At 43.8% G+C, this 23961-nt stretch carries 34 protein-coding genes; 23 read left to right on the top strand and 11 right to left on the bottom strand.

Annotated features, from left to right (window positions below; translation table 11 throughout):
• The first annotated feature begins 40 nt into the window (after positions 1-40).
• From rplN to rplQ, 17 genes are all read left to right on the top strand, one after another.
• On the top strand, positions 41-412 hold the full coding sequence (rplN, locus tag F9817_RS03860) for a 50S ribosomal protein L14 (protein WP_123016978.1): 372 nt from the start codon (positions 41-43) through the stop codon (positions 410-412).
• A 13-nt stretch (positions 413-425) separates the two neighbouring features.
• Positions 426-740 carry a 50S ribosomal protein L24 gene (gene rplX / locus F9817_RS03865; protein WP_161153647.1) on the top strand — a complete coding sequence of 105 codons (315 nt, stop codon included), beginning with the start codon at positions 426-428 and terminating at the stop codon, positions 738-740.
• Between the two features lie 14 nt (positions 741-754).
• A complete protein-coding gene (gene rplE, locus F9817_RS03870) occupies positions 755-1294 on the top strand; it encodes a 50S ribosomal protein L5 (protein WP_161153648.1) in 540 nt (179 codons plus the stop codon).
• Positions 1295-1311: 17 nt separating this feature from the next.
• On the top strand, positions 1312-1617 hold the full coding sequence (gene rpsN, locus F9817_RS03875) for a 30S ribosomal protein S14 (protein ID WP_161153649.1): 306 nt from the start codon (positions 1312-1314) through the stop codon (positions 1615-1617).
• A gap of 29 nt (positions 1618-1646) precedes the next feature.
• Positions 1647-2039 carry a 30S ribosomal protein S8 gene (gene rpsH / locus F9817_RS03880; protein ID WP_161153650.1) on the top strand — a complete coding sequence of 131 codons (393 nt, stop codon included), beginning with the start codon at positions 1647-1649 and terminating at the stop codon, positions 2037-2039.
• 15 nt (positions 2040-2054) lie between these two features.
• Positions 2055-2588 (top strand): 50S ribosomal protein L6, encoded by a 534-nt coding sequence (rplF, locus tag F9817_RS03885; RefSeq protein WP_161153651.1) that lies wholly within the window; start codon positions 2055-2057, stop codon positions 2586-2588.
• Positions 2589-2597: 9 nt separating this feature from the next.
• A complete protein-coding gene (gene rplR, locus F9817_RS03890; protein WP_161153652.1) occupies positions 2598-2951 on the top strand; it encodes a 50S ribosomal protein L18 in 354 nt (117 codons plus the stop codon).
• 14 nt (positions 2952-2965) lie between these two features.
• The gene (rpsE, locus tag F9817_RS03895; protein WP_161153653.1) at positions 2966-3466 is read left to right on the top strand and encodes a 30S ribosomal protein S5; all 501 of its coding nucleotides are present in this window, start codon (positions 2966-2968) and stop codon (positions 3464-3466) included.
• 7 nt (positions 3467-3473) lie between these two features.
• Complete coding sequence (gene rpmD / locus F9817_RS03900) at positions 3474-3650, top strand: 50S ribosomal protein L30 (RefSeq protein ID WP_161153654.1); 177 nt, start codon at positions 3474-3476, stop codon at positions 3648-3650.
• A gap of 5 nt (positions 3651-3655) precedes the next feature.
• Positions 3656-4090: a 50S ribosomal protein L15 gene (gene rplO / locus F9817_RS03905; RefSeq protein WP_161153655.1), complete on the top strand. Its 435-nt coding sequence runs from the start codon at positions 3656-3658 to the stop codon at positions 4088-4090.
• A gap of 20 nt (positions 4091-4110) precedes the next feature.
• On the top strand, positions 4111-5442 hold the full coding sequence (gene secY, locus F9817_RS03910; RefSeq protein ID WP_161153656.1) for a preprotein translocase subunit SecY: 1332 nt from the start codon (positions 4111-4113) through the stop codon (positions 5440-5442).
• A 42-nt stretch (positions 5443-5484) separates the two neighbouring features.
• Positions 5485-5598, top strand: a complete 114-nt coding sequence (gene rpmJ / locus F9817_RS03915; protein ID WP_039969906.1) for a 50S ribosomal protein L36 — start codon at positions 5485-5487, stop codon at positions 5596-5598.
• 148 nt (positions 5599-5746) lie between these two features.
• The gene (gene rpsM, locus F9817_RS03920; RefSeq protein ID WP_161153657.1) at positions 5747-6103 is read left to right on the top strand and encodes a 30S ribosomal protein S13; all 357 of its coding nucleotides are present in this window, start codon (positions 5747-5749) and stop codon (positions 6101-6103) included.
• Between the two features lie 19 nt (positions 6104-6122).
• Positions 6123-6512, top strand: a complete 390-nt coding sequence (rpsK, locus tag F9817_RS03925) for a 30S ribosomal protein S11 (protein ID WP_161153658.1) — start codon at positions 6123-6125, stop codon at positions 6510-6512.
• 27 nt (positions 6513-6539) lie between these two features.
• Positions 6540-7160, top strand: a complete 621-nt coding sequence (rpsD, locus tag F9817_RS03930) for a 30S ribosomal protein S4 (RefSeq protein WP_161153659.1) — start codon at positions 6540-6542, stop codon at positions 7158-7160.
• Between the two features lie 24 nt (positions 7161-7184).
• The gene (locus F9817_RS03935) at positions 7185-8177 is read left to right on the top strand and encodes a DNA-directed RNA polymerase subunit alpha (protein WP_161153660.1); all 993 of its coding nucleotides are present in this window, start codon (positions 7185-7187) and stop codon (positions 8175-8177) included.
• A gap of 26 nt (positions 8178-8203) precedes the next feature.
• Positions 8204-8584, top strand: a complete 381-nt coding sequence (gene rplQ / locus F9817_RS03940; RefSeq protein WP_068715278.1) for a 50S ribosomal protein L17 — start codon at positions 8204-8206, stop codon at positions 8582-8584.
• A 255-nt stretch (positions 8585-8839) separates the two neighbouring features.
• On the opposite strand, the gene bamJ is transcribed toward rplQ, so the two are convergent.
• Positions 8840-9460, bottom strand: a complete 621-nt coding sequence (gene bamJ / locus F9817_RS03945; RefSeq protein ID WP_161153661.1) for a BamJ family beta-barrel-assembly machinery protein — start codon at positions 9458-9460, stop codon at positions 8840-8842.
• 329 nt (positions 9461-9789) lie between these two features.
• Between bamJ and F9817_RS03950 the strand changes: the two genes are divergently transcribed.
• Positions 9790-10350: a LysM-like peptidoglycan-binding domain-containing protein gene (locus tag F9817_RS03950; protein WP_161153662.1), complete on the top strand. Its 561-nt coding sequence runs from the start codon at positions 9790-9792 to the stop codon at positions 10348-10350.
• 66 nt (positions 10351-10416) lie between these two features.
• Here the strand turns inward: F9817_RS03950 and F9817_RS03955 are convergent, their stop codons facing one another.
• Positions 10417-10872, bottom strand: coding sequence for a GNAT family N-acetyltransferase (locus tag F9817_RS03955; protein ID WP_161153663.1), 456 nt, complete (start codon positions 10870-10872; stop codon positions 10417-10419).
• A gap of 19 nt (positions 10873-10891) precedes the next feature.
• Positions 10892-11476 carry a Crp/Fnr family transcriptional regulator gene (locus F9817_RS03960; protein ID WP_161153664.1) on the bottom strand — a complete coding sequence of 195 codons (585 nt, stop codon included), beginning with the start codon at positions 11474-11476 and terminating at the stop codon, positions 10892-10894.
• A gap of 390 nt (positions 11477-11866) precedes the next feature.
• Here F9817_RS03960 and cobA point away from each other — a divergent pair, with 390 nt between their 5' ends.
• From cobA to cysC, 5 genes are all read left to right on the top strand, one after another.
• Positions 11867-12694, top strand: coding sequence for a uroporphyrinogen-III C-methyltransferase (cobA, locus tag F9817_RS03965; RefSeq protein ID WP_427916697.1), 828 nt, complete (start codon positions 11867-11869; stop codon positions 12692-12694).
• A 79-nt stretch (positions 12695-12773) separates the two neighbouring features.
• Positions 12774-13679, top strand: a complete 906-nt coding sequence (gene cysD, locus F9817_RS03970) for a sulfate adenylyltransferase subunit CysD (RefSeq protein WP_161153666.1) — start codon at positions 12774-12776, stop codon at positions 13677-13679.
• Between the two features lie 17 nt (positions 13680-13696).
• Positions 13697-15124: a sulfate adenylyltransferase subunit CysN gene (gene cysN / locus F9817_RS03975; RefSeq protein WP_161153667.1), complete on the top strand. Its 1428-nt coding sequence runs from the start codon at positions 13697-13699 to the stop codon at positions 15122-15124.
• A 44-nt stretch (positions 15125-15168) separates the two neighbouring features.
• Positions 15169-16896, top strand: coding sequence for an SLC13 family permease (locus F9817_RS03980; protein ID WP_161153668.1), 1728 nt, complete (start codon positions 15169-15171; stop codon positions 16894-16896).
• Positions 16897-16950: 54 nt separating this feature from the next.
• Positions 16951-17568 (top strand): adenylyl-sulfate kinase, encoded by a 618-nt coding sequence (gene cysC, locus F9817_RS03985; RefSeq protein ID WP_161153669.1) that lies wholly within the window; start codon positions 16951-16953, stop codon positions 17566-17568.
• Between the two features lie 54 nt (positions 17569-17622).
• Here the strand turns inward: cysC and F9817_RS03990 are convergent, their stop codons facing one another.
• The 8 genes from F9817_RS03990 to msrA form a co-directional block, all read right to left on the bottom strand.
• Positions 17623-18525 (bottom strand): TIGR03899 family protein, encoded by a 903-nt coding sequence (locus F9817_RS03990; protein ID WP_161153670.1) that lies wholly within the window; start codon positions 18523-18525, stop codon positions 17623-17625.
• Positions 18526-18892: 367 nt separating this feature from the next.
• Positions 18893-19411, bottom strand: coding sequence for a DUF3299 domain-containing protein (locus F9817_RS03995; protein ID WP_161153671.1), 519 nt, complete (start codon positions 19409-19411; stop codon positions 18893-18895).
• Between the two features lie 8 nt (positions 19412-19419).
• A complete protein-coding gene (locus tag F9817_RS04000; protein WP_161153672.1) occupies positions 19420-20679 on the bottom strand; it encodes an ABC transporter permease in 1260 nt (419 codons plus the stop codon).
• On the bottom strand, positions 20676-21392 hold the full coding sequence (locus tag F9817_RS04005; RefSeq protein ID WP_161153731.1) for an ABC transporter ATP-binding protein: 717 nt from the start codon (positions 21390-21392) through the stop codon (positions 20676-20678). The genes F9817_RS04000 and F9817_RS04005 overlap by 4 nt, the downstream gene beginning before the upstream one ends.
• Positions 21393-21445: 53 nt before the next feature.
• A complete protein-coding gene (gene zrgA, locus F9817_RS04010) occupies positions 21446-22057 on the bottom strand; it encodes a zinc uptake protein ZrgA (protein ID WP_161153673.1) in 612 nt (203 codons plus the stop codon).
• A 33-nt stretch (positions 22058-22090) separates the two neighbouring features.
• Positions 22091-22309 (bottom strand): hypothetical protein, encoded by a 219-nt coding sequence (locus F9817_RS04015; protein WP_486679362.1) that lies wholly within the window; start codon positions 22307-22309, stop codon positions 22091-22093.
• A gap of 183 nt (positions 22310-22492) precedes the next feature.
• Complete coding sequence (locus F9817_RS04020) at positions 22493-23050, bottom strand: YtfJ family protein (protein ID WP_161153675.1); 558 nt, start codon at positions 23048-23050, stop codon at positions 22493-22495.
• Between the two features lie 195 nt (positions 23051-23245).
• Positions 23246-23884: a peptide-methionine (S)-S-oxide reductase MsrA gene (gene msrA / locus F9817_RS04025; protein WP_161153676.1), complete on the bottom strand. Its 639-nt coding sequence runs from the start codon at positions 23882-23884 to the stop codon at positions 23246-23248.
• Positions 23885-23961 lie beyond the last annotated feature (77 nt).

Below are 23961 nucleotides of genomic sequence, written 5' to 3' on the forward strand. Positions count from 1 at the left end.
CGAGAGGGTCTAGTTTTTTTATATTTAGCGGAGCACTAACATGATCCAAATGCAAAGTATGCTGGACGCAGCTGATAACTCAGGCGCTCGCAGCGTAATGTGTATTAAGGTTCTGGGTGGCTCTCACCGCCGTTACGCTCATGTGGGCGACATCATTAAAGTTACTGTTAAGGAAGCAATTCCTCGCGGTAAAGTTAAAAAAGGTGATGTAATGAAGGCGGTTGTAGTGCGCACCCGTAAAGGCGTACGTCGTCAGGACGGTTCTGTCATTCGCTTCGACCGTAATGCTTGCGTATTGTTGAATAACAACACTGAGCAACCAATCGGTACACGTATCTTTGGTCCAGTGACTCGTGAACTTCGTAATGCGAAATTCATGAAGATTGTATCACTGGCTCCAGAAGTTCTGTAAGGAGCGGCAAACAATGGCAGCTAAAATCCGTCGTAACGACGAAGTAATCGTTCTTGCTGGTAAAGACAAAGGCAAGAAAGGTAAAGTAACTAAGGTCCTAACAACTGGTAAAGTTATCGTTGAAGGTATCAACCTAGTTAAGAAACATCAAAAACCTGTTCCAGCTCTTGGTACTCAAGGTGGTATCGTTGAGCAAGAAGCAGCGATTGATGCATCTAACGTGGCTATCTTTAACGCAGCTACTGGTAAAGCGGACCGTATCGGTTTCCGTTTTGAAGAAGGCAAAAAAGTGCGTTTCTTCAAGTCAAACGGCGAAACAATTAAGTAATTTGGAGTTCTACTATGGCGAAACTGCATGATTACTACAAGTCGTCTGTAGTCGCTGATCTGACCAAACAGTTCAGCTACACAAGCGTCATGCAAGTCCCTAGAATTGAGAAAATCACCCTCAATATGGGCGTTGGTGAAGCAATCAACGATAAGAAACTATTAGAAAACGCAGCAGCTGATATGGCTACGATCTCTGGTCAAAAACCACTGATCACTAAAGCTCGTAAATCTGTTGCAGGTTTCAAAATTCGTGAAGGCTACCCAATTGGTTGTAAAGTAACCTTGCGTGGCGAACGCATGTGGGATTTCTTCGAGCGTTTAATCTCGATTGCACTTCCACGTGTACGTGACTTCCGCGGTGTTAGCGCAAAATCTTTTGATGGACGCGGTAACTACAGCATGGGCGTTCGCGAGCAAATCATCTTCCCGGAAATCGACTACGATAAAGTCGATCGCGTGCGCGGTCTTGATATCACTATCACGACTACTGCAAGCACCGATGAGGAAGGCCGTGCTCTGCTGGCTGCCTTTAACTTCCCATTCCGTAAGTAAGGTGAAGGGTTACTGTTATGGCTAAACAATCAATGAAGGCACGTGAAGATAAACGTGCGAAGCTAGTAGCTAAGTATGCTGAAAAGCGTGCAGCGCTAAAAGCAACAATCAGCGATGTAAACGCATCTGAAGAAGAACGTTGGGCAGCAGTTCTTAAACTGCAAGCTCTTCCACGTGATTCAAGTGCATCACGTCAGCGCAACCGTTGTAACCAAACTGGTCGTCCACACGGTTACCTACGTAAATTCGGTCTGAGCCGTATCAAAGTTCGTGAAGCTTGCATGAAAGGCGAGATTCCTGGACTTCGTAAGGCTAGCTGGTAATTGCCACTTAATCATTTGGAGTAAAGTTTATGAGCATGCAAGATCCGATTTCGGATATGCTGACCCGTATTCGTAACGGTCAGGCAGCAAACAAAGTTGCTGTTAAAATGCCTTCTTCAAAGCTTAAAGTTGCAATTGCTGCACTACTTAAAGCTGAAGGTTACATCGTTGACTTCGCTGTAAACAGCGAAGCAAAACCTGAGCTAGAAGTTACTCTTAAGTACTTCCAAGCGAAACCAGTAATCGAGCAAATCCAACGTGTTTCACGTCCTGGTCTGCGCGTCTACAAGAAAAAAGACGAGCTACCATCAGTGATGGGCGGTCTGGGTGTTGCTGTTGTTTCCACTTCCAAGGGTCTGATGTCAGACCGTGCAGCTCGCAAAGCGGGTCTTGGCGGTGAAATCATTTGCTACGTAGCTTAATTTAAGGAGTAGGATATGTCTCGTGTTGCTAAAGCACCTGTCGCTATTCCAGCTGGCGTAGAGGTGAAATTAAACGGCCAAGAGATCACTGTAAAAGGTGCTAAAGGTGAATTAACTCGTGCATTCAACAACGCTGTTGTTATTGCTCAAGAAGAAAACCACCTAACTTTCGGTCCACGCGAAGGTGTTGCAAACGCTTGGGCACAAGCAGGTACTGCTCGTGCACTAGTTAACAACATGGTTATCGGCGTTACTGAAGGCTTCTCTAAGAAATTAGTTCTTAAAGGTGTTGGTTACCGTGCTGCTGTTAAAGGCAACGCTGTAGCTCTAACTCTAGGCTTCTCGCACCCTGTTGAGCATGAATTGCCAGCAGGTATTAAGGCTGAGTGTCCAACTCAAACTGACATCGTAATTTCTGGTTGTTCTAAGGAATTAGTTGGTCAAGTTGCTTCGGATATTCGTTCTTACCGTGAACCTGAACCTTATAAAGGTAAAGGTGTTCGTTACGCAGATGAAAATGTGCGTACTAAAGAAGCTAAGAAGAAGTAAGGTAACGCTATGGATAAGAAAGCATCTCGCATCCGTCGTGCCACTCGCGCACGTCGTAAGATTGCAGAACTGGGTGCAACTCGCCTAGTAGTACACCGTACTCCTCGTCACGTGTACGCACAGGTGATTGCAGCTAATGGCTCTGAGGTTATCGCAGCAGCTTCTACTGTAGAAAAAGCGATCCGTGAGCAGGTTAAAAACACCGGTAACATCGATGCTGCTAAAGCAGTAGGTAAAGCTATTGCTGAGCGTGCGCTTGAAAAAGGCGTAACTGCAGTTGCATTTGATCGTTCTGGTTTCCAATACCACGGTCGAGTAGCGGCGCTAGCAGATACTGCTCGCGAAGCTGGTCTGAAATTCTAAGGTAGGGTTGGAAGATGGCTAAAGAACAACAACAAGCTAATGATTTGCAAGAAAAGCTAATCGCAGTTAACCGTGTTTCTAAGACGGTTAAAGGTGGTCGAATCATGAGCTTCACTGCACTAACAGTAGTTGGTGACGGTAACGGTCGTGTAGGTTTCGGTTACGGCAAAGCTCGTGAAGTACCTGCAGCGATTCAAAAAGCAATGGAAAAAGCGCGTCGTAACATGACTACTATCGCGCTTAACGAAGGCACTCTTCACCACGCAGTGAAAGGTCGCCATTCGGGCTCTAAAGTTTACATGCAGCCAGCATCAGAAGGTACAGGTGTTATCGCAGGTGGTGCGATGCGTGCAGTACTAGAAGTTGCCGGTGTACACAACGTACTATCTAAAGCATACGGTTCTACGAACCCTATCAACATCGTTCGTGCTACGATCGATGCACTAGGTAGCATGAAGTCACCAGAAATGGTTGCTGCTAAACGTGGTCTAACTGTTGAATCTATTTCGGAGTAAGAACACCATGGCAACTATTAAAGTAACTCAAACTAAAAGCTCAATTGGTCGCCTACCTAAGCATAAAGCTACTTTGCGTGGTCTAGGCCTTCGTCGCATCAACCATACAGTTGAACTTGAAGATACACCGTGTGTACGCGGTATGATCAACAAGGTTAACTACATGGTTAAAGTTGAGGAGTAATCAGAATGCGTTTGAATACTCTATCACCGGCTGCGGGTTCTAAACCTTCTAAGAAGCGTTTAGGTCGTGGTATCGGTTCTGGCCTTGGTAAAACAGGTGGCCGTGGTCACAAAGGTCAAAAGTCACGTTCTGGCGGTAAAGTTCGTCCAGGTTTCGAAGGCGGTCAAATGCCATTGAAACAACGTCTACCTAAATTCGGTTTCACTTCTCGTAAGAGCTTAGTGTCTGCTGAAGTTCGTCTAGGTGAGCTAGCGAAAGTGACTGGTGACGTAGTTGATCTAAACAGCCTTAAAGCAGCTAACGTTGTTGCTAAGAACATCGAAAATGTTAAAGTTGTTCTATCTGGCGAGATCAGCAAAGCTGTGACTGTTAAAGGTCTACGCGTGACTAAAGGCGCTAAAGCTGCAATCGAAGCTGCAGGCGGTAAAATCGAGGAATAATCTCGAGGATTGAGGTACAGATGGCTAAGAAACCAGGACAAGATTTTCGTAGTGCTCAGGGCGGCTTAAGTGAGCTGAAGTCGCGCTTATTATTCGTAGTGGGTGCACTTTTAGTATTCCGAGCTGGCTCTTTTGTGCCGATTCCTGGTATTGATGCTGCTGTACTCGCCGATTTGTTCGAACAGCAAAAAGGCACCATCATTGAGATGTTTAACATGTTCTCTGGTGGTGCACTTTCGCGTGCATCTATATTCGCATTGGGCATCATGCCGTATATTTCGGCGTCAATTGTTGTCCAATTGTTGACTGTAGTTCATCCAGCGTTAGCGGAACTCAAAAAAGAGGGTGAAGCAGGCCGTCGGAAGATCAGCCAATATACGCGTTACGGCACGCTTGTACTTGCAATTTTCCAAGCTATTGGTATCGCAACTGGCCTACCAAATATGGTCTCTAATCTGGTCGTTATCGACCAAACCATGTTTACGCTAATTGCCACCGTAAGTTTAGTAACTGGTACCATGTTCTTAATGTGGTTAGGTGAACAAATTACAGAGCGAGGAATAGGTAATGGTATTTCATTGCTTATTTTTGCAGGTATTGTTGCTGGGTTGCCTAAGGCAATCGGACAAACTATCGAGCAAGCGCGTCAAGGTGAACTGCATGTACTTCTTCTACTGCTAATTGCAGTAATTGCTTTTGCAGTTATTTACTTCGTTGTTTTCATGGAACGTGGTCAACGTCGAATCGTCGTTAACTATGCGAAACGTCAGCAAGGTCGTAAGGTTTTTGCAGCGCAGAGCACACACTTGCCATTAAAAGTAAATATGGCCGGTGTAATCCCTGCGATTTTTGCATCAAGTATTATCCTTTTCCCTGGGACTTTGGCTCAGTGGTTTGGTAAAAGCGGTAATCCGGCATTTAGCTGGTTAACAGATGTGTCTTTGGCGTTAAGCCCTGGCCAACCGCTCTATGTAATACTTTATGCAGTAGCAATTATTTTCTTCTGTTTCTTCTATACTGCGTTGGTATTTAACCCACGTGAAACAGCGGATAACTTGAAGAAGTCCGGTGCGTTCGTACCCGGTATCCGCCCAGGTGAGCAGACAGCGAAATATATCGATAAAGTGATGACGCGCCTAACATTAGCTGGTGCACTGTACATTACCTTTATCTGTCTGATCCCTCAGTTCATGATGTCAGCGTGGAACGTACGTTTCTACTTTGGCGGTACGTCGCTACTTATCGTAGTGGTTGTGATCATGGACTTTATGGCACAGGTACAGACACATATGATGTCTCATCAATATGAGTCTGTGTTGAAAAAAGCTAATCTGAAAGGCTACGGTCGTTAATCGACTTTATTGCCCCCCAGATTACATTTACGGAGTTTAGCAATGAAAGTTCGTGCTTCCGTTAAAAAAATCTGCCGTAACTGTAAAATCATCAAGCGCAACGGTGTTGTGCGAGTAATTTGCAGTGAGCCTAAGCACAAGCAGCGCCAAGGCTAATTAGCAGAAATTTTTACTTGAAAAATAAGGTAGTGTCGAGTATAGTCCTCGGCCTACCTTTTGCGTGCAAAAGAAGTAGTATACCGCAGCGTATCCTCAACGGGCTCTGCTGCGGGTAATTCTTTATATAGAGTACTAGGAGTGAATAGTGGCCCGTATAGCAGGCATTAACATTCCTGATCAAAAACATGCTGTGATTGCATTAACTTCAATCTACGGCATCGGTAAGACTCGCTCTCAAGCTATCCTAGCTGAAGTGGGTGTTGCTGAAAATGTTAAGATCAGTGAACTAACTGAAGAGCAGATCAATCTACTGCGTGATGGTGTAGCTAAGTACACTGTAGAGGGTGATCTACGTCGTGAAGTTTCCATGAACATCAAGCGTCTTATGGACCTTGGCTGTTACCGTGGTCTTCGTCATCGTCGCAGTCTACCACTACGTGGACAGCGTACTAAAACCAACGCACGTACTCGTAAGGGTCCGCGCAAGCCGATCAAGAAATAGTCGGGAAGGGTAGAGTACAATGGCAAAACAACCAACTCGCGCACGTAAACGCGTTCGCAAGCAAATTGCTGATGGCGTAGCGCATATCCACGCATCTTTCAACAACACAATCGTAACCATTTCTGACCGTCAAGGTAACGCTCTTGCATGGGCAACTGCAGGTGGTTCAGGTTTCCGCGGTTCTCGTAAATCAACTCCGTTCGCTGCACAGGTTGCTGCAGAACGTTGTGCTGAAATGGCTAAAGAATACGGCCTGAAGAACTTGGAAGTTATGGTTAAGGGTCCTGGTCCAGGTCGTGAATCTACTGTTCGCGCACTGAACGCAGCTGGTTTCCGTATCACTAACATTGTTGATGCGACTCCAATCCCTCATAACGGTTGTCGTCCACCTAAGAAACGTCGCGTATAACGTTTTTTAGAATACTGGAGAAAGATCATGGCAAGATATTTGGGTCCTAAGCTTAAGCTTAGCCGTCGTGAAGGTACTGACTTGTTCCTTAAGTCAGGTATTCGCGCGGTAGATACCAAGTGTAAAATTGATAACGCACCAGGTGTACACGGCGCTCGTCGCGGTCGTCTATCTGAGTATGGCGTTCAGCTTCGTGAGAAGCAAAAAGTTCGTCGTATGTACGGCGTTCTGGAAAAACAATTCCGTAACTACTACAAAGAAGCAGCTCGCCTTAAAGGTAACACTGGTGAGAACCTACTTCAGCTTCTAGAAGGTCGTCTAGATAACGTAGTTTACCGCATGGGTTTTGGCGCAACTCGCGCAGAAGCTCGTCAGCTAGTTAGCCACAAAGCTATCCTAGTTAACGGTAAAGTTGTAAACGTTCCTTCTTTCAAAGTTGCGGCTAGCGACGTTGTTGCAATTCGCGAGAAAGCTCAAAAGCAAACTCGTATTAAAGCAGCTCTAGAAGTTGCAGAACAACGCGAAAAACCAACTTGGATTGAAGTAGATGCTGGCAAGATGGAAGGTACATTCAAGCGTTTGCCTGAACGTTCAGATCTATCAGCTGACATCAACGAACAATTGATCGTCGAGCTTTACTCTAAGTAAGGTTTAAACTAAAGAGAGGACACAATGCAGGGTTCTGTAACAGAATTTCTTAAGCCACGTCTTGTTGATATCGAACAGATCAGCACGACACACGCAAAAGTAACTCTTGAGCCGTTAGAGCGTGGTTTCGGCCATACTCTGGGTAATGCACTTCGCCGTATTCTTCTATCTTCTATGCCTGGCTGTGCAGTCACGGAAGTAGAGATTGAAGGCGTACTTCACGAATACAGCACCAAAGAGGGTGTACAGGAAGATATCCTTGAGATTCTTCTTAACCTGAAAGGCTTAGCAGTTCGCGTTGCTGACGGCAAAGATGAAGTGTTCATTACACTAAACAAATCAGGCTCGGGCCCTGTGGTTGCAGGTGACATCACCCATGACGGTGATGTGGAGATCGTAAACCCTGAGCACGTTATTTGTCATCTAACCGATGATAACGCTGAGATCGCTATGCGCATCAAAGTTCAACGTGGTCGCGGTTATGTTCCGGCATCCGCTCGTATCCATACTGAAGAAGATGAGCGTCCTATCGGTCGCCTGCTTGTAGATGCAATCTACAGCCCAGTAGACAAAATTGCCTACTCTGTGGCTGCAGCTCGTGTTGAGCAGCGTACTGACTTGGATAAGCTTGTTATCGATATGGAAACGAATGGTACTTTAGAACCTGAGGAAGCTATCCGTCGTGCAGCAACTATTCTTGCTGAACAATTGGATGCGTTCGTAGATCTTCGTGATGTACGTGTACCTGAGGAGAAAGAAGAGAAGCCTGAATTCGATCCTATCCTACTGCGTCCTGTAGACGATCTTGAACTAACAGTTCGCTCTGCTAACTGTCTAAAAGCAGAAGCGATTCACTACATCGGTGATCTTGTGCAACGTACCGAAGTTGAGCTTCTGAAAACGCCAAACTTAGGTAAAAAATCTCTTACCGAGATTAAAGACGTTCTTGCATCACGCGGTCTGTCTCTAGGCATGCGCCTAGAAAACTGGCCACCAGCGTCAATTGCAGAAGATTAATCGATACTAGTTAGAAGGATTAGGTCATGCGCCATCGTAAGAGTGGTCGTCAACTCAACCGCAACAGCTCACATCGTAAAGCGATGTTTAGCAACATGGCTAGCTCTCTGGTACGTCATGAAGTTATCAAGACAACTTTACCAAAAGCAAAAGAGCTACGTCGCGTCGTTGAGCCTTTGATTACACTAGCTAAGACTGACAGCGTTGCAAACCGTCGTCTAGCATTTGCTCGCACTCGTGATAACGAAGTTGTAGCAAAACTATTTAACGAACTAGGTCCACGTTTCGCAGCACGTCAAGGTGGCTACACTCGTATTCTTAAGTGTGGTTTCCGTGCAGGTGATAAAGCTCCAATGGCATACATTGAGCTTGTAGACCGCCCAGAAGCAGAAGCTGCTGCTGAGTAATATCAGTTCGTAGTTAAAAGAAGAGCCGAGCATTTATGCTCGGCTTTTTTATACCTAAAAACATTATTCCCTCCCAGTTATCTCTACAAATCTTTCTCTCTCATTTCTTCTTCTTTCTTTCTTTCTAATTTCTCTACTTAGTCTCATATCAATTATTTCGCGTTTTACCTCCTGCTTATCGAAAAATAAAAAAACGGCACTCAAAGAGCGCCGTTGCTATTAATTGACTGTGTTCTTTATGAACAAGAAGTAGAATTACAGGATATCTAGTAGTTCAACTTCGAATACAAGTGCTGCAAATGGAGGGATTGCTGCACCAGCACCGCGCTCGCCGTAAGCAAGATCGTGTGGTACGTACAGTTTCCATTTAGAGCCTACAGGCATTTTTTGTAGAGCTTCAACCCAGCCTTTGATTACGCCAGTTACAGGGAACTCAGCTGGTTGACCGCGACGTACTGAGCTATCGAATACAGTACCGTCAACGAGTTCACCGTGGTAGTGAACACGTACAGATTTGTCTGAAGTTGGGATTTCGCCATTGCCTTCAGTTAGTACTTCATATTGAAGACCAGACTCAAGAACGGTCACTTCTGGACGTAGTGCGTTGTCTTTAAGGAAAGTTTCGCCTTCAGATGCTGCTACTTTAGCGGCTTCTTGACGAACTTCTTCTGCACGTTGGTGCATTGCTTGTAGCGCTTGGTTGATTTCATCGATTTCAACAGCTGGTACGTCACCTGCAAGTGCAGTTGCGATACCGGCAGCGATTGCGTCAACGTTTAGGCCTTCTAGACCACTACCTGCAAGTTGTTGGCCCATTTGGATACCAATACCGTAGCTTGCTTTTTGCTCTACAGTTTCAAATTTCACTTCAGACATACAAGTCACTCTTTGTCTTGATGGATAAAGGCGAAAGCATAACAGGTTAACAGGTTGGATTAAACGGTTGGAGACAAAAGAGCATAGAAACCATCCAAGGTGTGACTTGCTTCCTGATCTGAATGTTTAAAAATACAAGATTTTGTCAAGGTTCAGAAGAAACCCTTCTTAGCTCTATACTCTCGCTGAATGAGTTTTTATACTTATAGCGCAAGCCTCTGATATTTCATTAATGTTATTTTAGGCTTCCACCAAGGACTCGGGCATTTTGCTAGACAAGTTTGTAAAGTCCTTTGGATTACACTTACTTGATCAACAGGCGGAACACCATGAATCGTCGTAAGAAGAAAAAGCAGGAAACTGATTACGTTGCATTTGTCTCTAAATGGGTTGGTAGCATTCAGTGGCGTAATTTTCCCGCAGCTGGTAAGGCGTGTTGGATGTTATTGCCCAAGCGCCATCGATTGTGGCTTAAAATACTTATTCCAGTTGTGCTCGTTATTGCTTTTATTCCGCTACCTAAACTTAACTCTACGCAGCAACCGTCTCAAGAACAGCGAATCAGTATTGATGTGAATACGGTGGGCTTAAGTGAGCAACTGAGTAGTGAGAATAGCGCGCCGAAATCTAAGCAATGGCATCAATATATCGTGCAAAAAGGAGATACACTAGCCGCTGTGTTCCGTAATAACGATCTCTCGATGGCGGATCTTGGCGCATTGGTTAAGATTGAAGGAAGCGATAAGCCACTTAGCCACATTAAACGTGGTCAGTTAGTCAGATATAAATTGAATAAGCAGGGCGAACTCGACATCTTACAGTTGGAAAAAAATGATAAATCTGTGATGTTTTTCCGCATGTCGAATGGCAGCTTTGGCCGGAGCAAATGATAGGGTATCGCATAGCTGTAAATAGTTAACCCAAAGGAATCGCTATCAATTCCTTTGGTTGTTTCTTTAGTTGGCTCTTTGCATTTCAATGTGGGGAATGCCATCGAGCATAAATGGTTCTGAATGTTTAACGAAGCCATGGTGCTCATAATATTTTTGTAAATGGGCCTGTGCTTCGATTTCTATGATTTGATTAGGCCAGTATTGGTTGCAGTGGTTAATTGCTTGCTCAAGTAGTTGGTTACCAAGGCCAGAACCTCTAGCGCTCTGCTTAGTGATGACGCGTCCTATGCTTAAGTGTTGAAGACTAATACCAGCAGGTAGTAGGCGCGAGTATGCAACCAGTTCATCATTCAGGTAGCCTAGGAGATGTTTAACGCCTGACTGATGGTCTTTATTATCCAATTCTTCATAGGGGCAATTTTGTTCCACGACAAAGACGTCGACACGCAGTTTTATGATTTCGTAGAGTTGGCGTGTTGATAGTTCATCAAAGCTGACACATTGCCAATTAATATCCATTTTTGCCTCTATTTAATTTTTATGATTTACGGTGAGAATCGTCAAGAAAAGCTTGTTTCATCTCTAATAGTGCTTGTTCATTTGTTCCTAAATAATCTGCCAGCCTTTTATTGCTGATCTGTTCTAGCAAATGAGGGAACTGTTGCTGGAATAGCTGATAGCGCTCTTGCGCACTATAAAAGAGTTGGAAGCGTTCTTTCTGTTCTTTCAACAGCCATTCCATCTCCAATAAGCGCATGTATAGCGGGTTTGTTTGCTCACGCCACTCTTGTAGTAAGTCGAGAGGAATCTGTACTACGCTAACATCGGTTAATGACTCAAGCAAATAAGGATTAGGTGCCTGAGTAATAAGGCTTTCAAAGCCTATAATCCAATCTTCTTCCCAAAAGAAACTTTTTCCAATTTCTTCCCCTGCTGCAGTCAGGTAGCTGGCATGACATAAACCCGATTGTAAAAAGTAAGCGTATTGCGGATTTTGTCCCTGATGGATAAAAACGTGACTAGTGGGCAACTCGATAAGAGAAGCGTGTTCACACAGTAAGGCAATATCATTGGCTGAAAATTGGTGTTGGCTTAAATAGTTTTTGAAGATGTTCAGGGACATACAATCTCCTTACTGGCTCTCGTTGTTTGCAGATTTACGCATAGGTTTACAACTTTTCATAGCAAATCAACATCACTATTTTCGTCAATCTAAGGTAAAAATAATTTTATTGACTAGGTAACCTGAGAAAAGTGCGGCTGTTTATCATACCCACATTTTATGTCGTGTTTGCTTGTAACCCTTGTGTAACAAAGTATTGACTGTATTTTTGATTAATCAATGCTTCAATCATGCCAATGCTATATCAATTTTTCGAATAAAAAATGAAATTTTAGAATTTCAGGTAATAACTTCCTCTGCTCATAATGCAACCCATGAATTGAGTAAAGGATGACAAAGATGGCAGACGTGATAGACGTATCCTCAATAGCTCGTAAATCCCCAAATTTAATGTCAGTTGAAAAACAGGCACTGACTAATGCTGTGACTCAGCTTTCTCGCAGCCAATTGCCTGCTGGTGAAGTGGCATTAATTGGTGCCGGTCCTGGTGACCCAGAGCTGTTAACTGTGAAAGCGTTAAACTTTCTGCAGCAAGCAGATGTTTTGCTTTACGACTATCTCGTATCAGAAGAAATCATGGCTTTGGTTCCAAGTGATGTCATCTTAGTTTGCGTAGGTAAACGTGCTGGTCATCACAGTGTTCCTCAAGAAAAAACTAACCAACTGCTCGTTGATTTTGCCAAACAAGGTCATCGTGTCGTACGCATTAAAGGTGGCGATCCCTTTATGTTTGGTCGTGGTGGTGAAGAGCTAGAAATATTGTTCGATGAAGGGATTCGCTTTCATGTCGTCCCTGGAATTACTGCCGCTGCGGGTGCTACTGCATATGCAGGTATCCCCCTCACTCATCGTGATTTTGCTCAGTCAGCGTTGTTTGTGACCGGACACCGAAAACAAGATGCTGATGATCTGGATTGGTCAACGCTGGCTAGAGGTCATCAAACACTGGTTATTTATATGGGGTTGATGAAATCCCAATTTATTGCTCAACAGCTTATTGCCCATGGTCGTCAAGCATCAACACCGATTGCCATTATTGAACGCGGTACTCAGGCAACACAGAAAGTATTCCGTGGTCAGTTAAACCAGTTAGCTGAGTTGGCAAAAGAGGCGCAATCACCGGCATTGATTGTCGTAGGTGAAGTGGTCTCATTGGCCGATAAGCTGCAATGGTTTGGCAGTGAGCAACAACCACATACTCAATTCCAATACGCTTAATATTCATATTGCAGAGTCACAAAGCTCAGTTTGAGAGAAAGCAAGCTAGCTTGTCGGCAAACTAAAAGGAAGCAATAAGATGGATCAACAACGCTTAACTCATTTGAAAAAACTTGAGGCTGAAAGCATCCATATCATCCGTGAAGTGGCGGCTGAATTTTCCAATCCTGTCATGATGTATTCGATTGGTAAAGATTCATCGGTCATGCTGCACTTAGCGCGTAAAGCGTTTTATCCGGGCAAAATTCCTTTCCCGTTGCTGCATGTCGATACCAATTGGAAGTTTAAAGAGATGATCAAGTTTCGTGATAATACCGCGAAAAAATTCGATCTCGATTTAATCGTGCATAAGAACCCAGAAGGTTTAGCGATGAATATCAGTCCTTTTGAAAATAGTTCAAAACATACTGATGTGATGAAAACTCAGGCACTGAAACAGGCACTGAACAAATATGGTTTTGATGCCGCCTTCGGTGGCGCTCGTCGCGATGAAGAAAAATCACGTGCGAAAGAGCGTGTTTACTCATTCCGTGACAAAAACCATACCTGGGATCCTAAGAACCAACGTCCAGAGCTTTGGCATACCTATAACGGCCAAATCAACAAAGGCGAGAGTATTCGTGTGTTCCCGCTATCTAACTGGACTGAGTTAGATATCTGGCAATACATCTACCTAGAAGGGATTGAAATCGTTCCTCTTTACTACTCAGCGGTGCGCCCAGTGGTTGAGCGTGATGGCATGATCATTATGAAAGATGATGATCGTCTGGAACTGCTTCCTGGTGAAGAGCTGCAGCATAAAAGTATTCGATTCCGTACGTTAGGTTGTTACCCATTAACTGGTGCAGTGGAGTCTGAAGCGCAAACTCTGCCAGAAATCATCGAAGAGATGCTGGTGACGACCTCAAGTGAACGTCAAGGCCGTGCGATCGACCACGATCAGTCCGGATCGATGGAAATGAAAAAACGTCAAGGTTACTTCTAAGGATCTAAGGAAAGAGTATGAATAATGCAGTTCAAGCTCAACTTGCTGAGCTAGGTATTGAAGGTTACCTCAATCAACACCAACACAAATCACTACTGCGCTTCCTTACTTGTGGATCCGTAGATGATGGTAAAAGTACCTTAATCGGCCGTTTGCTACACGATTCAAAACAAATTTATGAAGATCAACTGGCGGCTGTTCGTTCTGATAGTCAACGTGTTGGTACTACTGGTGAACGCCCAGACTTGGCTTTGCTTGTGGATGGTCTTCAAGCAGAACGTGAACAAGGCATCACCATTGATGTTGCTTACCGTTATTTCTCAACCAAGAAACGTAAGTTCATCATTGCTGATACTCCAGGACATGAGCAATACACTCGTAATATGGCAACTGGTGCATCAACTTGTGAAGTGGCAGTTATCTTGGTCGATGGTCGTAAAGGTGTATTGGATCAAACACGTCGTCACTCGTTTATTTCGAATCTACTGGGTATTAAACACTTTGTCGTTGCCGTAAATAAAATGGACTTGGTCGATTACTCACAAGATCGTTTTGAAGAAATCAAACAGCAGTATTTAGATTTCTCAGAACACTTACGTGGGGAAACAGATATTAAGATCATTCCGATCTCGGCTTTAGAAGGCGATAACGTGGTAGATCAAAGTCTGAATATGACTTGGTATCAAGGTCCAACCCTGCTGGAACTTCTTGAAGACGTAGATATAGATGCACCAAAAGGTAATGAAGATTTTCGTTTCCCTGTGCAGTATGTTAACCGTCCGAACCTCGATTTCCGTGGTTTTGCGGGCACTATCTCTGCTGGCACAGTCCACGTTGGCGATAAAATTAAGGCGCTACCGTCAGGTAAAGAATCAACGATTGAACGTATTGTTACCTTCGATGGAGACTTGCAATCGGCTCAAGCTGGTCTAGCTGTCACATTGACGCTAACGGATGAGATTGATATCAGTCGTGGCGACCTGATTGTGCCACAAAGCTCTGATGTTGCGCATACCAACCACTTGTTAGCCGATGTCGTTTGGATGACTGATCAACCGTTGGAAGCCAATCGTGATTACGACATTAAGATCGCTGGCAAGAAAACAGTAGGGCATGTAGAGAGTATTCGTCATCAATACGACATCAATACCCTTGAAACATCACCAACTCAGCAACTGCCTCTCAATGGCATTGGTTTGTGTGAATGGTCTTTCAATGAATCAGTTGCTCTTGATAAATACCAAGACTGTGCCGATACCGGTGGTTTTATCATTATTGACCGTCTGAGCAATGTGACCGTTGGTGCTGGGATGATTCGTGAAAGTCTACATAATGTGGCTGTTCAAGCAGATCAATTCAGCGCGTTTGAATTAGAACTTAATGCATTGGTTCGTAAGCATTTCCCTCATTGGGGTGCGAAAGATTTAAGCCAATTACTTAAGTAATCGTGTGAGGGAGGGAAGCTCTCCCTCCCTATTTAGGGATGATTATGTGGGAACAGGGGCTGGTATTAGCAATATTGCTTGCTGTTATAACGTGTTTATTGGTTACTCGACTCAAGCCTAGTATTGTGTTCGCTGGCGCTACTGTCATCGCCTATTTCTCCGGATTGATGGATGTTTCAGACTTAGCTGTCAATTTTACTAACTCATCATTAGTCACGTTAGTGTTACTGATCTTAGTGTCTGCAGCACTGGAAAAAACGCGACTGATTAGTTGGGTAAGTCGGAACATTTCCACCGGACACCTAGGTACTGTCATTGCCAAACTGGGCCTTTCTACGGCCTTTTTGTCTTCATTTACCAATAATACTGCGGTCGTTGTGTCATTGATTGGGGCTATTAAGCGTAATCAACAGCATGCGCCTTCTAAGTTGCTGATTCCATTATCATATGCAGCAATATTTGGTGGCACATTAACGCTAATAGGCACCTCAACTAATCTGATTATTAATAGCTTTGTTGAGGATGCAGGATTACCTGCATTAACGTTTTTTGCGCCTACCACTATTGGCTTAGCGGTAATGATAGTTGGCGTATTAATTCTTATCCCTTTGAGTTATTTATTGCCCAATACAGATGAACAAACTCAAGGTGGAGATTTACCTTACTTTTTAGAAGCGATTGTAGAAGATGATTCACCACTCATCGGTAAAAGCATTGCGCAAAATAATCTTCGTGAATTGCGTAAGTTGTATCTAGCTGAAGTGATTCGATCAGGGCACAGTTTACCTTCTGTCACCCCAGATTTTGTTCTCGAAGCCAATGATCACTTACTATTTTGTGGCGATGTTGAAAGTGTTTCTACTTTACAAGAGATTTCCGGTTTAACCCTGTTTGGGCAGAAAGAACTTAATGGGCAAAACTTTGTTGAAGTTGTTGTGAGTTCTTCAGCCAGTGTTTGTAATAAGACATTAAAATCGTCTCGATTTAGGGAACGTTTTGATGCGGTTGTTGTTGCCATTCGTCGCGGGCATGAGCGTCTGGATGGTGGGCTAGGCAATATCGTTTTAACTGCTGGCGATACGTTAGTACTGGTGCCGGGTAAGCAATTTGAATCACAACGTGATGAGCACAGTCGTGAATTTGTATTGATTAACGATTTGGATACTAGCGCCAAACTGGATAGTCAGAAATCTTGGTTAGTATTGTTGGGATTTATAGCGGTGATTGCTGGTGCGTTACTTCATTTATGTCCAATAATTAAAGGCTTGGCGGGATACCTTATCCTGTTATTAGCCACAGGAATCTTGACGATTAGTGATTTGCGTCGCCGGTTTCCTGTCGACATTATTATGATTGTTGGTTCTGCACTCTCTATCGCTCAATTGATGATAAGTACTGGCTTGTCGCAAAAAATGGGGGCGATGTTTATCCATGCGTTTAATGGATGGGGGGCATTTGGAGCCATGGTCGCAACCTATTTGGTCACGTTAGTGCTCACCGAATTAGTTACCAATAATGCCGCCGCAGCACTGGCTTTTCCCATTGGATATAGCATGGCTGTCGGGTATGGGGTGGATCCCATGCCATTTATTATGGCTGTGCTGTTTGGGGCGAGCGCCAGTTTTATATCTCCTTATGGTTATCAAACTAATTTATTGGTCTACAACGTAGGGAATTACAAACTACGTGATTATGTACGCATTGGTATTCCGATTTCTTTGGTTTATTCGACCTTAGTTATCACATTAATTCCGGTATTTTTTCCATTTTAAGTTAATGAGCCAATGGTGTGGCTCATTAACAATAATCTGTAGAAGGATGAGACTATGAGCTCAGCACCTAAAGTGAAAGATGACAATATCGTGTGGCATCAACATGCGGTGGATAAGCACTTACGAGCCGAGTTAAAACAGCAAAAGCCTGCCGTACTGTGGTTTACTGGCCTATCCGGTGCAGGAAAATCGACGATTGCTGGCGCGTTAGAAACCCGTTTAGCTCAGTTAGGTTTTCACACCTATTTACTTGATGGCGATAACGTTCGCCATGGTTTATGCAGTGATTTGGGATTTTCTGAACAAGACCGCCGAGAAAACATTCGTCGTATTGGTGAGTTAGCAAAATTAATGGCAGATGCCGGGTTAATTGTTTTAACCGCTTTTATCTCACCGCATCGAGCTGAGCGTCAAATGGTTCGTGATCTATTGCCCGAAGGTGAGTTTATCGAAGTCTTTGTTAATACGTCACTTGATGTGTGTGAATCACGCGATCCAAAAGGTTTATACAAAAAGGCTCGTGCAGGTGAAATTGCTAATTTCACCGGAATCGATTCTACTTATGAAGCACCAGAGAGCCCTGAGATTGACTTACCCGCGGGTGAAGCATCCATTAATGAGCTAGTGGATTTGTGTCTTGAAGCGTTAAGGCAGAGAACAATTATCACCTAATCATAATATGTTACTGTTGTTGCAAAAATCAGGTAATCACCTGATTTTTGTTTTTTAGACTTCATGATGGAAAGTGCTGGTCACTTCACTCTGAATGGTAAATTTTTGACTAAGTAAAGCGACTAACTGGTCGTAATACGACATGTTCGGTTTATTACCTAATAGTCGACAAAGCTCATTCCCTGTAGGACTGAAACGATAATAAAGCAAGCGTATACCTTTTCCCGATGGCTGCAATGCGAGGTTCTTTCCTTGATAAGCCAAACTCAATGGTGGATCCATTTCTATTTCCCCTGATTCTAATTCTGTGGCGTGCAGTAGACCTAGTTCAATCAGGACCAATAGGCTTGAGTAAGGGAGATTGAAGTTACCAATATTGACGGTTACGGTCGAATCCCGTTTACCTAACCGGAATATACTGCCATTTTGCGCTCGTACACCAAAAAGAAGTTTAAGGCTATGATCGCTGCCAAAACTACACGAAAGTGCTGCAGCGCGCTGAAGGATCTGTGCTTCTTTCGGCGTCATGTCCTGTAATATTTTCAGTGCTTTCATTGAAGTAAAGCCCGGATTAGTCACTTCTCGTTTCAATACCTGAGCCCACAGTCGTTGCATTGAGGAGTTGTGAATATCTTGGGCCATGTCAAAAAAGCGATGCAACCAATCTTGATCAGGATCGCCAGCCGTTTCGTTGTGACAAGAGACATGTGCCAATTTAATGATCTTTTCTAAATTACGCTGCCTTTCTTCACGGCGTTTTCTTTCCCGTTTTATCGCTCTTTCATAAGGCGTGTGTTTAGGCTTTTCGTCTTGTAATAGCGCGTCTAAGCCTTGCTGATGCGCAATATTCAGAATACGGCTTGCACTGTCTTTCACATAGGTACTTTTCTTTTCATTACCTGAGTGATTGGCGCTTTCCTCATGTTCGATAACGACTGGATTTTTCGGCGTTGACATGGTGTTCCTGAAACGGTGAAAAAAGGTTCATAGAGTAAAATGTACCCGTTTATTGCTAGATGAGCTAGTAAAAGTCTGGAGTAGAGTGCACAAATTTGCGCTACCTAATATGCTAATAATTTGTTAAAATTGTTGCCTATCTCAGAGGTGTGTAAATGAAAAACCAGAAAACATTGAGATTTAAGAGGCACCTAGTCATTGGCGTAATCATCGCAGCTTATGTTGCTCTTTTAATTTACTTATCCAGCTATCTCGATTAATACCAATCTTTTTTCTCCAGTAATTGCGCAATATTGGTTCACTAGTTTCACAGTCATTTTTACTGCGCTGATTGGTATTAATCGTAGGTTAAATCAAAATGCTAACTCTAGTTAATCGAGGTTTCTTCTTCGCCATCTTCATAAATAGAGATTGTTGTTCCTTCCAATGTATAACCTGTCTGGCCAAGTTCTAAGTCAGTCGATTCTGTTTTGAGTTTTCCCGTCACATAAACGACATCCCACAACTCTTGAACTGCTGCTCCTTGCGGAAATTTTACATAAATAATTTGGTTGGGCGGTGGTGGTGGCACATGGATACAAGCACCAAAGTAAGGCACCAGCAAAAACTCGGTAATTTGATTTTCATCTCCCTCTAACGGAATGACAAATCCGGGGATTTTCACCACGCTGCCATTTAATTCTTTGCGAACTCCGCCCAATTTAGATTGAGCCGCAGGCGCATTTCCGTTGTGGTTTGTTACTGGCATGCCTTGTTTATCGAAGAGTGCTCGCTCACTTTGAGGAATTAAATCTATCCAATCTAGAGTAAGCGCATCTTCGGCATACGCACAGCTCGGAAGCCATATAAGGCAAAGTAAGACTCGTATAAAAAGCGATTTGGTCATTCTGTTTCCTATAATCTGATGGTCATGCCATCACTGAGAGATTGACGATAAGCTCGCAGAGCTGGAATAACACCAATGATGATTCCTGCGAGTTGAATATAAGCGATAAGGTGCCACTCGTAGTTGCTGATGCCTGTAAAATCGATCACGATGCCGTAGCTTTGTTCTATGAGCGGACTGACGATGGTTAACAGTGCATAGAGGAGTAATAATCCCAGCAGAATTCCGGTAAAAGTGAGCAGGCTTGCTTCACTGATTAGCAGGGCAAAAATATGGTTTGGCCTTGCTCCCATCGCTCGCAGTATTGCCATCTCACGTCGTCTTTCTTGCAAGCTCGTCAGCAAGCTACTTAACATTCCGAGTAAGCCCGCAATAACGACAAAGGCGGATATTGTTGTTAGGGCTTGTTCTGCAACAGACATCATGCTCCATAGTTCGTGTAACGCAACGCCGGGCATGATTGCACTCAATGGTTCTTGTCGATAATTATTAACGGTTCTCTGTAAAGCGAAGGTCTGAATTTTTGATTTCAAACCGATTAGCATGGCTGTGATTTGTTGTGGTGCGAAACTATGCTGTTTGAGGGTATTTGCACTCGGTGTTGCGCCAATATGCGCTCCTGATTCCCACCCCACATGAATGGCTTTAATAGCCGGTAATGACACATGGACGGTTTTATCTACCGGAGTTCCGGTTGGCTTCAATATCCCGACCACAGTAAAAGGTAAGTTGTCGTGACGGCTAAAACCCACATCACTTATGCCATGCGCGATAATAATTTTACTGCCTATTTGATAGCCGAGCTTTTTAGCAACGTCTGAGCCGATAACCGCGTCAAATAGCCCTTTAAATGGTTTACCTGCTTGAAAAGTTAGTGGTTGCTTACGTCCATAGCGATAATGCGTAAAATAATCTTGATTGGTTCCCATTACCCGGAAGCCTCGGTGAGAATCGCCCAAAGAGATAGGAATAGCCCAGCTTACCGCTTTGTGGTGAGCAAATTTTTGGAAGCTTTGCCAATCAATGTTATTGGTCGCATTACCGATACGAAAGACGGAGTAGAGCAGTAGATTGACCTGACCTGAGCGAGCGCCAATGATAAGGTCTGTGCCTGAAATCGTATTTGCAAAACTCGCTTTAGCTTGAGTTCGTATTCGTTCTACTCCCAGCAATAAGACGACAGATATTGCGACCGTTAGAACAACAAGTAGTGCCGTCGTTTTGCGGTTTAAGACACTCTTCCACGCTAAATTAAAGATAACTCTCATTGTGTTCCTCCTGCTCGATTTAAATCAGGTAAGTACACACTTCGGTTAAATCGCTTTTCTAACGTAGGATCATGACTGACAAAAATAAGTGTTGAGTTCGCTCGGTCAGATTCATCTAGCAGGAGGTCAATAAAAGTACTGCGCGTATCGAAATCAAGAGCCGATGTCGGTTCATCAGCAATAATCAAACTAGGTTCTCCAATCACGGCTCGCGCGGCAGCAACCCGTTGTTGTTGGCCGATACTGAGCTCAATGACCGGTTTGTTTAATAATGATTCCGGTATTTTCAATCTAGAGAGTAGTTGGTATGCACTGCGCTCTGGGGATTGTTTTAATCTGGCTTTGCGTTGTGATGACAATTGGCAAGGTAAGGTGACATTTTCGATCACTGAAAGATAAGGCTGTAAGTTAAATTGCTGAAAAATATACCCGATGTTATCGGCTCTAAATTTATCTCGTTGGCTGGCTCGTAGCTGTGTTAATTCCTGCTGTAACACGTTTACTGTTCCCTGAGTCGCTTGAGTAATTCCGGTCAGCAACCCAAGTAACGTTGATTTACCACAACCACTTGGCCCTTTTATAAATAAGTGCTCACCAGCTGCTACTGACAAAGTCTCAATCTCTAATGTATTACGGGAAGCTTTTGGCCATTGAAAATGAACGCTGTTTAGTTCAATGACTGGCGATGAGTTTACAGTTTGTTCGACGCTCATCATAAATCCTTCTATCCATAGGAGGTAAGTGGGCACTTACCTCCTAAAGTCACTTATAGAGATATAATGTGACGTTCTGGTGTGAGTTCTAGTGAGGTTTGTCGCTTGTCAGTGAACACGTTGACGTCCAACTCTTGAGTGCTGGAAAAGTGCTTAAACCAATGTGTTTCGAGTGTATTCAATTGTTCAATGTGGTCACAACGGAACTGATATTGTGCATTGAAAGCCCCATGTTCATGATGTTCTTCTTCGTGCTCATGGTGCTGGCTATGCTCTTCATGCTCATGCTCATGCTCATGCTCATGCTCATGCTCATGCTCGTCATGGTCGTGATCTTCATCGCCAACACTGGTCGTGACCAATACGTCGATACTTTTACAGCCGGCGGCATGGCTTAAGGAAAACAACTGCCCAGAGTCGTTTAATAGCGCTAGCGCTTGTTCAATCTTTTTATGTTGTTCTGCATTGGTCGGCTCATGTTCAAAGCCAACGACATCGACGCCAGGGGCATCGATTTCGATTAATAGGTCTTGACCATCCTGAGCAATATTTAATTCGACATGCCCATGTACATGCGCTTCATGTTGGGTAAATTCTTCATTTGCCATAGCGGTAGAGGCTAGGGCTGCAGATAGCGTTAAGCTTAATAGTGATTTGGTAAACATCGACAACTCCAAATAATAAAAATAGTAGTGAATTTAAATTGGAGAGTTGTAAGGTGGTGAGCGAGCCTGACGAGTAATGGCGATAAAACGCAAGGGTAAGTCACGCTCTAAAGGTGAGTTTATCGTGTGAGGTTGCCAAATCGGCAGAGCTGGAACGTGGGGAAGTAGCGCAGTATTTACATGGTGGTAATGTTGACACATATGATGGTGATGTGACACATCATAATCTGTTTCATGGGCTACGAAAGCCACGCTCATCCATAGAACACAAATCGCCATTGCCAACGATGCTAATGACTTCAGACTTATTGTGGTGAATGGTGCAACAGTTAGCCTCATTGGTTACCAAAATTTAAACACTGCGAGTAAGTATGTTATAGCATAACAAAGTGGCAATAAGGCTAGCTAAGATTAATTGATACTATTAATAAATTGTTACGAATGAAGCTCAACTTGGACTAAATGAAGAACATGCTCTATTTCATCTTGAGAGAGTTTGCCTTCGTGTGTGTATAAAATTTTGCCATTCTTATCTTGAACAATAATGGCAGAACTTTCGGGCTTTAAGTGCCATCGAGCGGCGACTTGACCATTTTCATCAAGCACGATTGATGACCACGGGTACTCTTTCTTCGCACTAATCGCTGAAGATTTTACAAAAGAGCCTGTTCCCCAAATCGAGTCATCTTGATTAACGATCGTGGTTGTTTGATAACGATTGGAGTCGAATTCTGCTTTAGTAATGGCCTGCATCAATCGGGCATTCATTGCTTTGGCACTGCTTCGCCCAGCAATCGCTTGGATGATACGAACTTTTCCTACCATTTGACTGCTCGACCAAGGTGCAAAGGTGATTTTATTATGATGCCAAAAAATCTCGCCTTGATGTTGCACTTTCACTGCAGGTACAGAGTGACCGATTTTTAAATTGTGTGCTTGCGAGGTAAAAGTAATCACGCTCAATAATAGAGCAATAGGAACAAATAGCTTCATAGCAATCCTTACATTTTAAGTCATTAGCGTGTTGCTAAATGGCGACGTTTAGCTGAGGCCGTTGATCAAACTGAGTACGGTGAAAGCGGTGCACCCTAACATATTTTTGGCATGAATGATCAAACTGAAAAATGGGATAGCCATAGTTGGAGTAGAGCCTGCTGGAGATCAATCTCCAGCAGGGAAAACGCGCGTTTAGCCTTGTAGACTAGGAGGGAAGCAAACACCTGTACCGCCTAACCCGCAGTAACCTTCTGGGTTCTTGGCGAGGTATTGTTGGTGGTAAGTTTCTGCATAGTAGTAAGGTTGTGCTGGTTCGATAATCGTGGTGATGTTGTTCATCTCATTATCAGACAGCAGTGCTTGATAAGCTTGTTTCGTTTCTTCAGCCGCCGCTTTTTGCTCTTCTGTGAAATAGTAAATAGCAGAACGGTATTGCGTACCTAAATCACCGCCTTGACGCATGCCTTGGGTAGGATCGTGTTTTTCCCAAAAGTAGGTCAATAGCTCTTTTATTGGTAGGGCGGCTTTGTCGTAAATAACGCGAACGACTTCGGCATGGCCGGTTTTACCGGTGCAGACTTCTTCATAGGTTGGATTTGGTGTAAAGCCACCTGAGTAACCTACTGAAGTAGAAATAACGCCATCAAGTTGCCAGAACAGACGTTCGACTCCCCAGAAGCAACCCATACCAATCAGAATTTGTTCCTGACCTTCCGTTGGTTCTGCCGTCATGCTGGTTTGATTGACGTAGTGAGTGTCTTCGATTGCCATTGGGGTTGAACGACCTGGTAATGCGGTTTCCGCAGTGATCATTTCTTGTTTATTGAGCATAGTGATTCCTTTGTTGTTGGCGCTGACCGAGACTCTCTTTTAGAGACTTATTCGATATTTGACTGTTTCCGTACAGA

Origin of the sequence: Vibrio eleionomae, from assembly GCF_009874545.1 — a bacterium.
Lineage (GTDB): Bacteria > Pseudomonadota > Gammaproteobacteria > Enterobacterales > Vibrionaceae > Vibrio > Vibrio nitrifigilis.

What these genes read in the sequence shown, in the direction of transcription:
- rplN (WP_123016978.1), top strand. Translation starts at nt 41, where the DNA reads ATGATCCAAATGCAAAGTATGCTGGACGCAGCTGATAACTCAGGCGCT.
- F9817_RS04000 (WP_161153672.1), bottom strand. Translation starts at nt 20,679, where the DNA reads ATGAGAGTTATCTTTAATTTAGCGTGGAAGAGTGTCTTAAACCGCAAA.
- rpmJ (WP_039969906.1), top strand. Translation starts at nt 5,485, where the DNA reads ATGAAAGTTCGTGCTTCCGTTAAAAAAATCTGCCGTAACTGTAAAATC.
- secY (WP_161153656.1), top strand. Translation starts at nt 4,111, where the DNA reads ATGGCTAAGAAACCAGGACAAGATTTTCGTAGTGCTCAGGGCGGCTTA.
- cysN (WP_161153667.1), top strand. Translation starts at nt 13,697, where the DNA reads ATGAATAATGCAGTTCAAGCTCAACTTGCTGAGCTAGGTATTGAAGGT.
- F9817_RS04005 (WP_161153731.1), bottom strand. Translation starts at nt 21,392, where the DNA reads ATGAGCGTCGAACAAACTGTAAACTCATCGCCAGTCATTGAACTAAAC.
- rpsK (WP_161153658.1), top strand. Translation starts at nt 6,123, where the DNA reads ATGGCAAAACAACCAACTCGCGCACGTAAACGCGTTCGCAAGCAAATT.
- F9817_RS03935 (WP_161153660.1), top strand. Translation starts at nt 7,185, where the DNA reads ATGCAGGGTTCTGTAACAGAATTTCTTAAGCCACGTCTTGTTGATATC.
- rpsE (WP_161153653.1), top strand. Translation starts at nt 2,966, where the DNA reads ATGGCTAAAGAACAACAACAAGCTAATGATTTGCAAGAAAAGCTAATC.
- rplO (WP_161153655.1), top strand. Translation starts at nt 3,656, where the DNA reads ATGCGTTTGAATACTCTATCACCGGCTGCGGGTTCTAAACCTTCTAAG.
- cysC (WP_161153669.1), top strand. Translation starts at nt 16,951, where the DNA reads ATGAGCTCAGCACCTAAAGTGAAAGATGACAATATCGTGTGGCATCAA.
- F9817_RS03990 (WP_161153670.1), bottom strand. Translation starts at nt 18,525, where the DNA reads ATGTCAACGCCGAAAAATCCAGTCGTTATCGAACATGAGGAAAGCGCC.
- rplQ (WP_068715278.1), top strand. Translation starts at nt 8,204, where the DNA reads ATGCGCCATCGTAAGAGTGGTCGTCAACTCAACCGCAACAGCTCACAT.
- bamJ (WP_161153661.1), bottom strand. Translation starts at nt 9,460, where the DNA reads ATGTCTGAAGTGAAATTTGAAACTGTAGAGCAAAAAGCAAGCTACGGT.
- zrgA (WP_161153673.1), bottom strand. Translation starts at nt 22,057, where the DNA reads ATGTTTACCAAATCACTATTAAGCTTAACGCTATCTGCAGCCCTAGCC.
- F9817_RS03950 (WP_161153662.1), top strand. Translation starts at nt 9,790, where the DNA reads ATGAATCGTCGTAAGAAGAAAAAGCAGGAAACTGATTACGTTGCATTT.
- F9817_RS03980 (WP_161153668.1), top strand. Translation starts at nt 15,169, where the DNA reads ATGTGGGAACAGGGGCTGGTATTAGCAATATTGCTTGCTGTTATAACG.
- F9817_RS03955 (WP_161153663.1), bottom strand. Translation starts at nt 10,872, where the DNA reads ATGGATATTAATTGGCAATGTGTCAGCTTTGATGAACTATCAACACGC.
- F9817_RS03960 (WP_161153664.1), bottom strand. Translation starts at nt 11,476, where the DNA reads ATGTCCCTGAACATCTTCAAAAACTATTTAAGCCAACACCAATTTTCA.
- cobA (WP_427916697.1), top strand. Translation starts at nt 11,867, where the DNA reads ATGTCAGTTGAAAAACAGGCACTGACTAATGCTGTGACTCAGCTTTCT.
- rplF (WP_161153651.1), top strand. Translation starts at nt 2,055, where the DNA reads ATGTCTCGTGTTGCTAAAGCACCTGTCGCTATTCCAGCTGGCGTAGAG.
- rplE (WP_161153648.1), top strand. Translation starts at nt 755, where the DNA reads ATGGCGAAACTGCATGATTACTACAAGTCGTCTGTAGTCGCTGATCTG.
- rpsH (WP_161153650.1), top strand. Translation starts at nt 1,647, where the DNA reads ATGAGCATGCAAGATCCGATTTCGGATATGCTGACCCGTATTCGTAAC.
- rpsN (WP_161153649.1), top strand. Translation starts at nt 1,312, where the DNA reads ATGGCTAAACAATCAATGAAGGCACGTGAAGATAAACGTGCGAAGCTA.
- F9817_RS04020 (WP_161153675.1), bottom strand. Translation starts at nt 23,050, where the DNA reads ATGAAGCTATTTGTTCCTATTGCTCTATTATTGAGCGTGATTACTTTT.
- rplR (WP_161153652.1), top strand. Translation starts at nt 2,598, where the DNA reads ATGGATAAGAAAGCATCTCGCATCCGTCGTGCCACTCGCGCACGTCGT.
- msrA (WP_161153676.1), bottom strand. Translation starts at nt 23,884, where the DNA reads ATGCTCAATAAACAAGAAATGATCACTGCGGAAACCGCATTACCAGGT.
- F9817_RS03995 (WP_161153671.1), bottom strand. Translation starts at nt 19,411, where the DNA reads ATGACCAAATCGCTTTTTATACGAGTCTTACTTTGCCTTATATGGCTT.
- rpsD (WP_161153659.1), top strand. Translation starts at nt 6,540, where the DNA reads ATGGCAAGATATTTGGGTCCTAAGCTTAAGCTTAGCCGTCGTGAAGGT.
- rplX (WP_161153647.1), top strand. Translation starts at nt 426, where the DNA reads ATGGCAGCTAAAATCCGTCGTAACGACGAAGTAATCGTTCTTGCTGGT.
- cysD (WP_161153666.1), top strand. Translation starts at nt 12,774, where the DNA reads ATGGATCAACAACGCTTAACTCATTTGAAAAAACTTGAGGCTGAAAGC.
- rpmD (WP_161153654.1), top strand. Translation starts at nt 3,474, where the DNA reads ATGGCAACTATTAAAGTAACTCAAACTAAAAGCTCAATTGGTCGCCTA.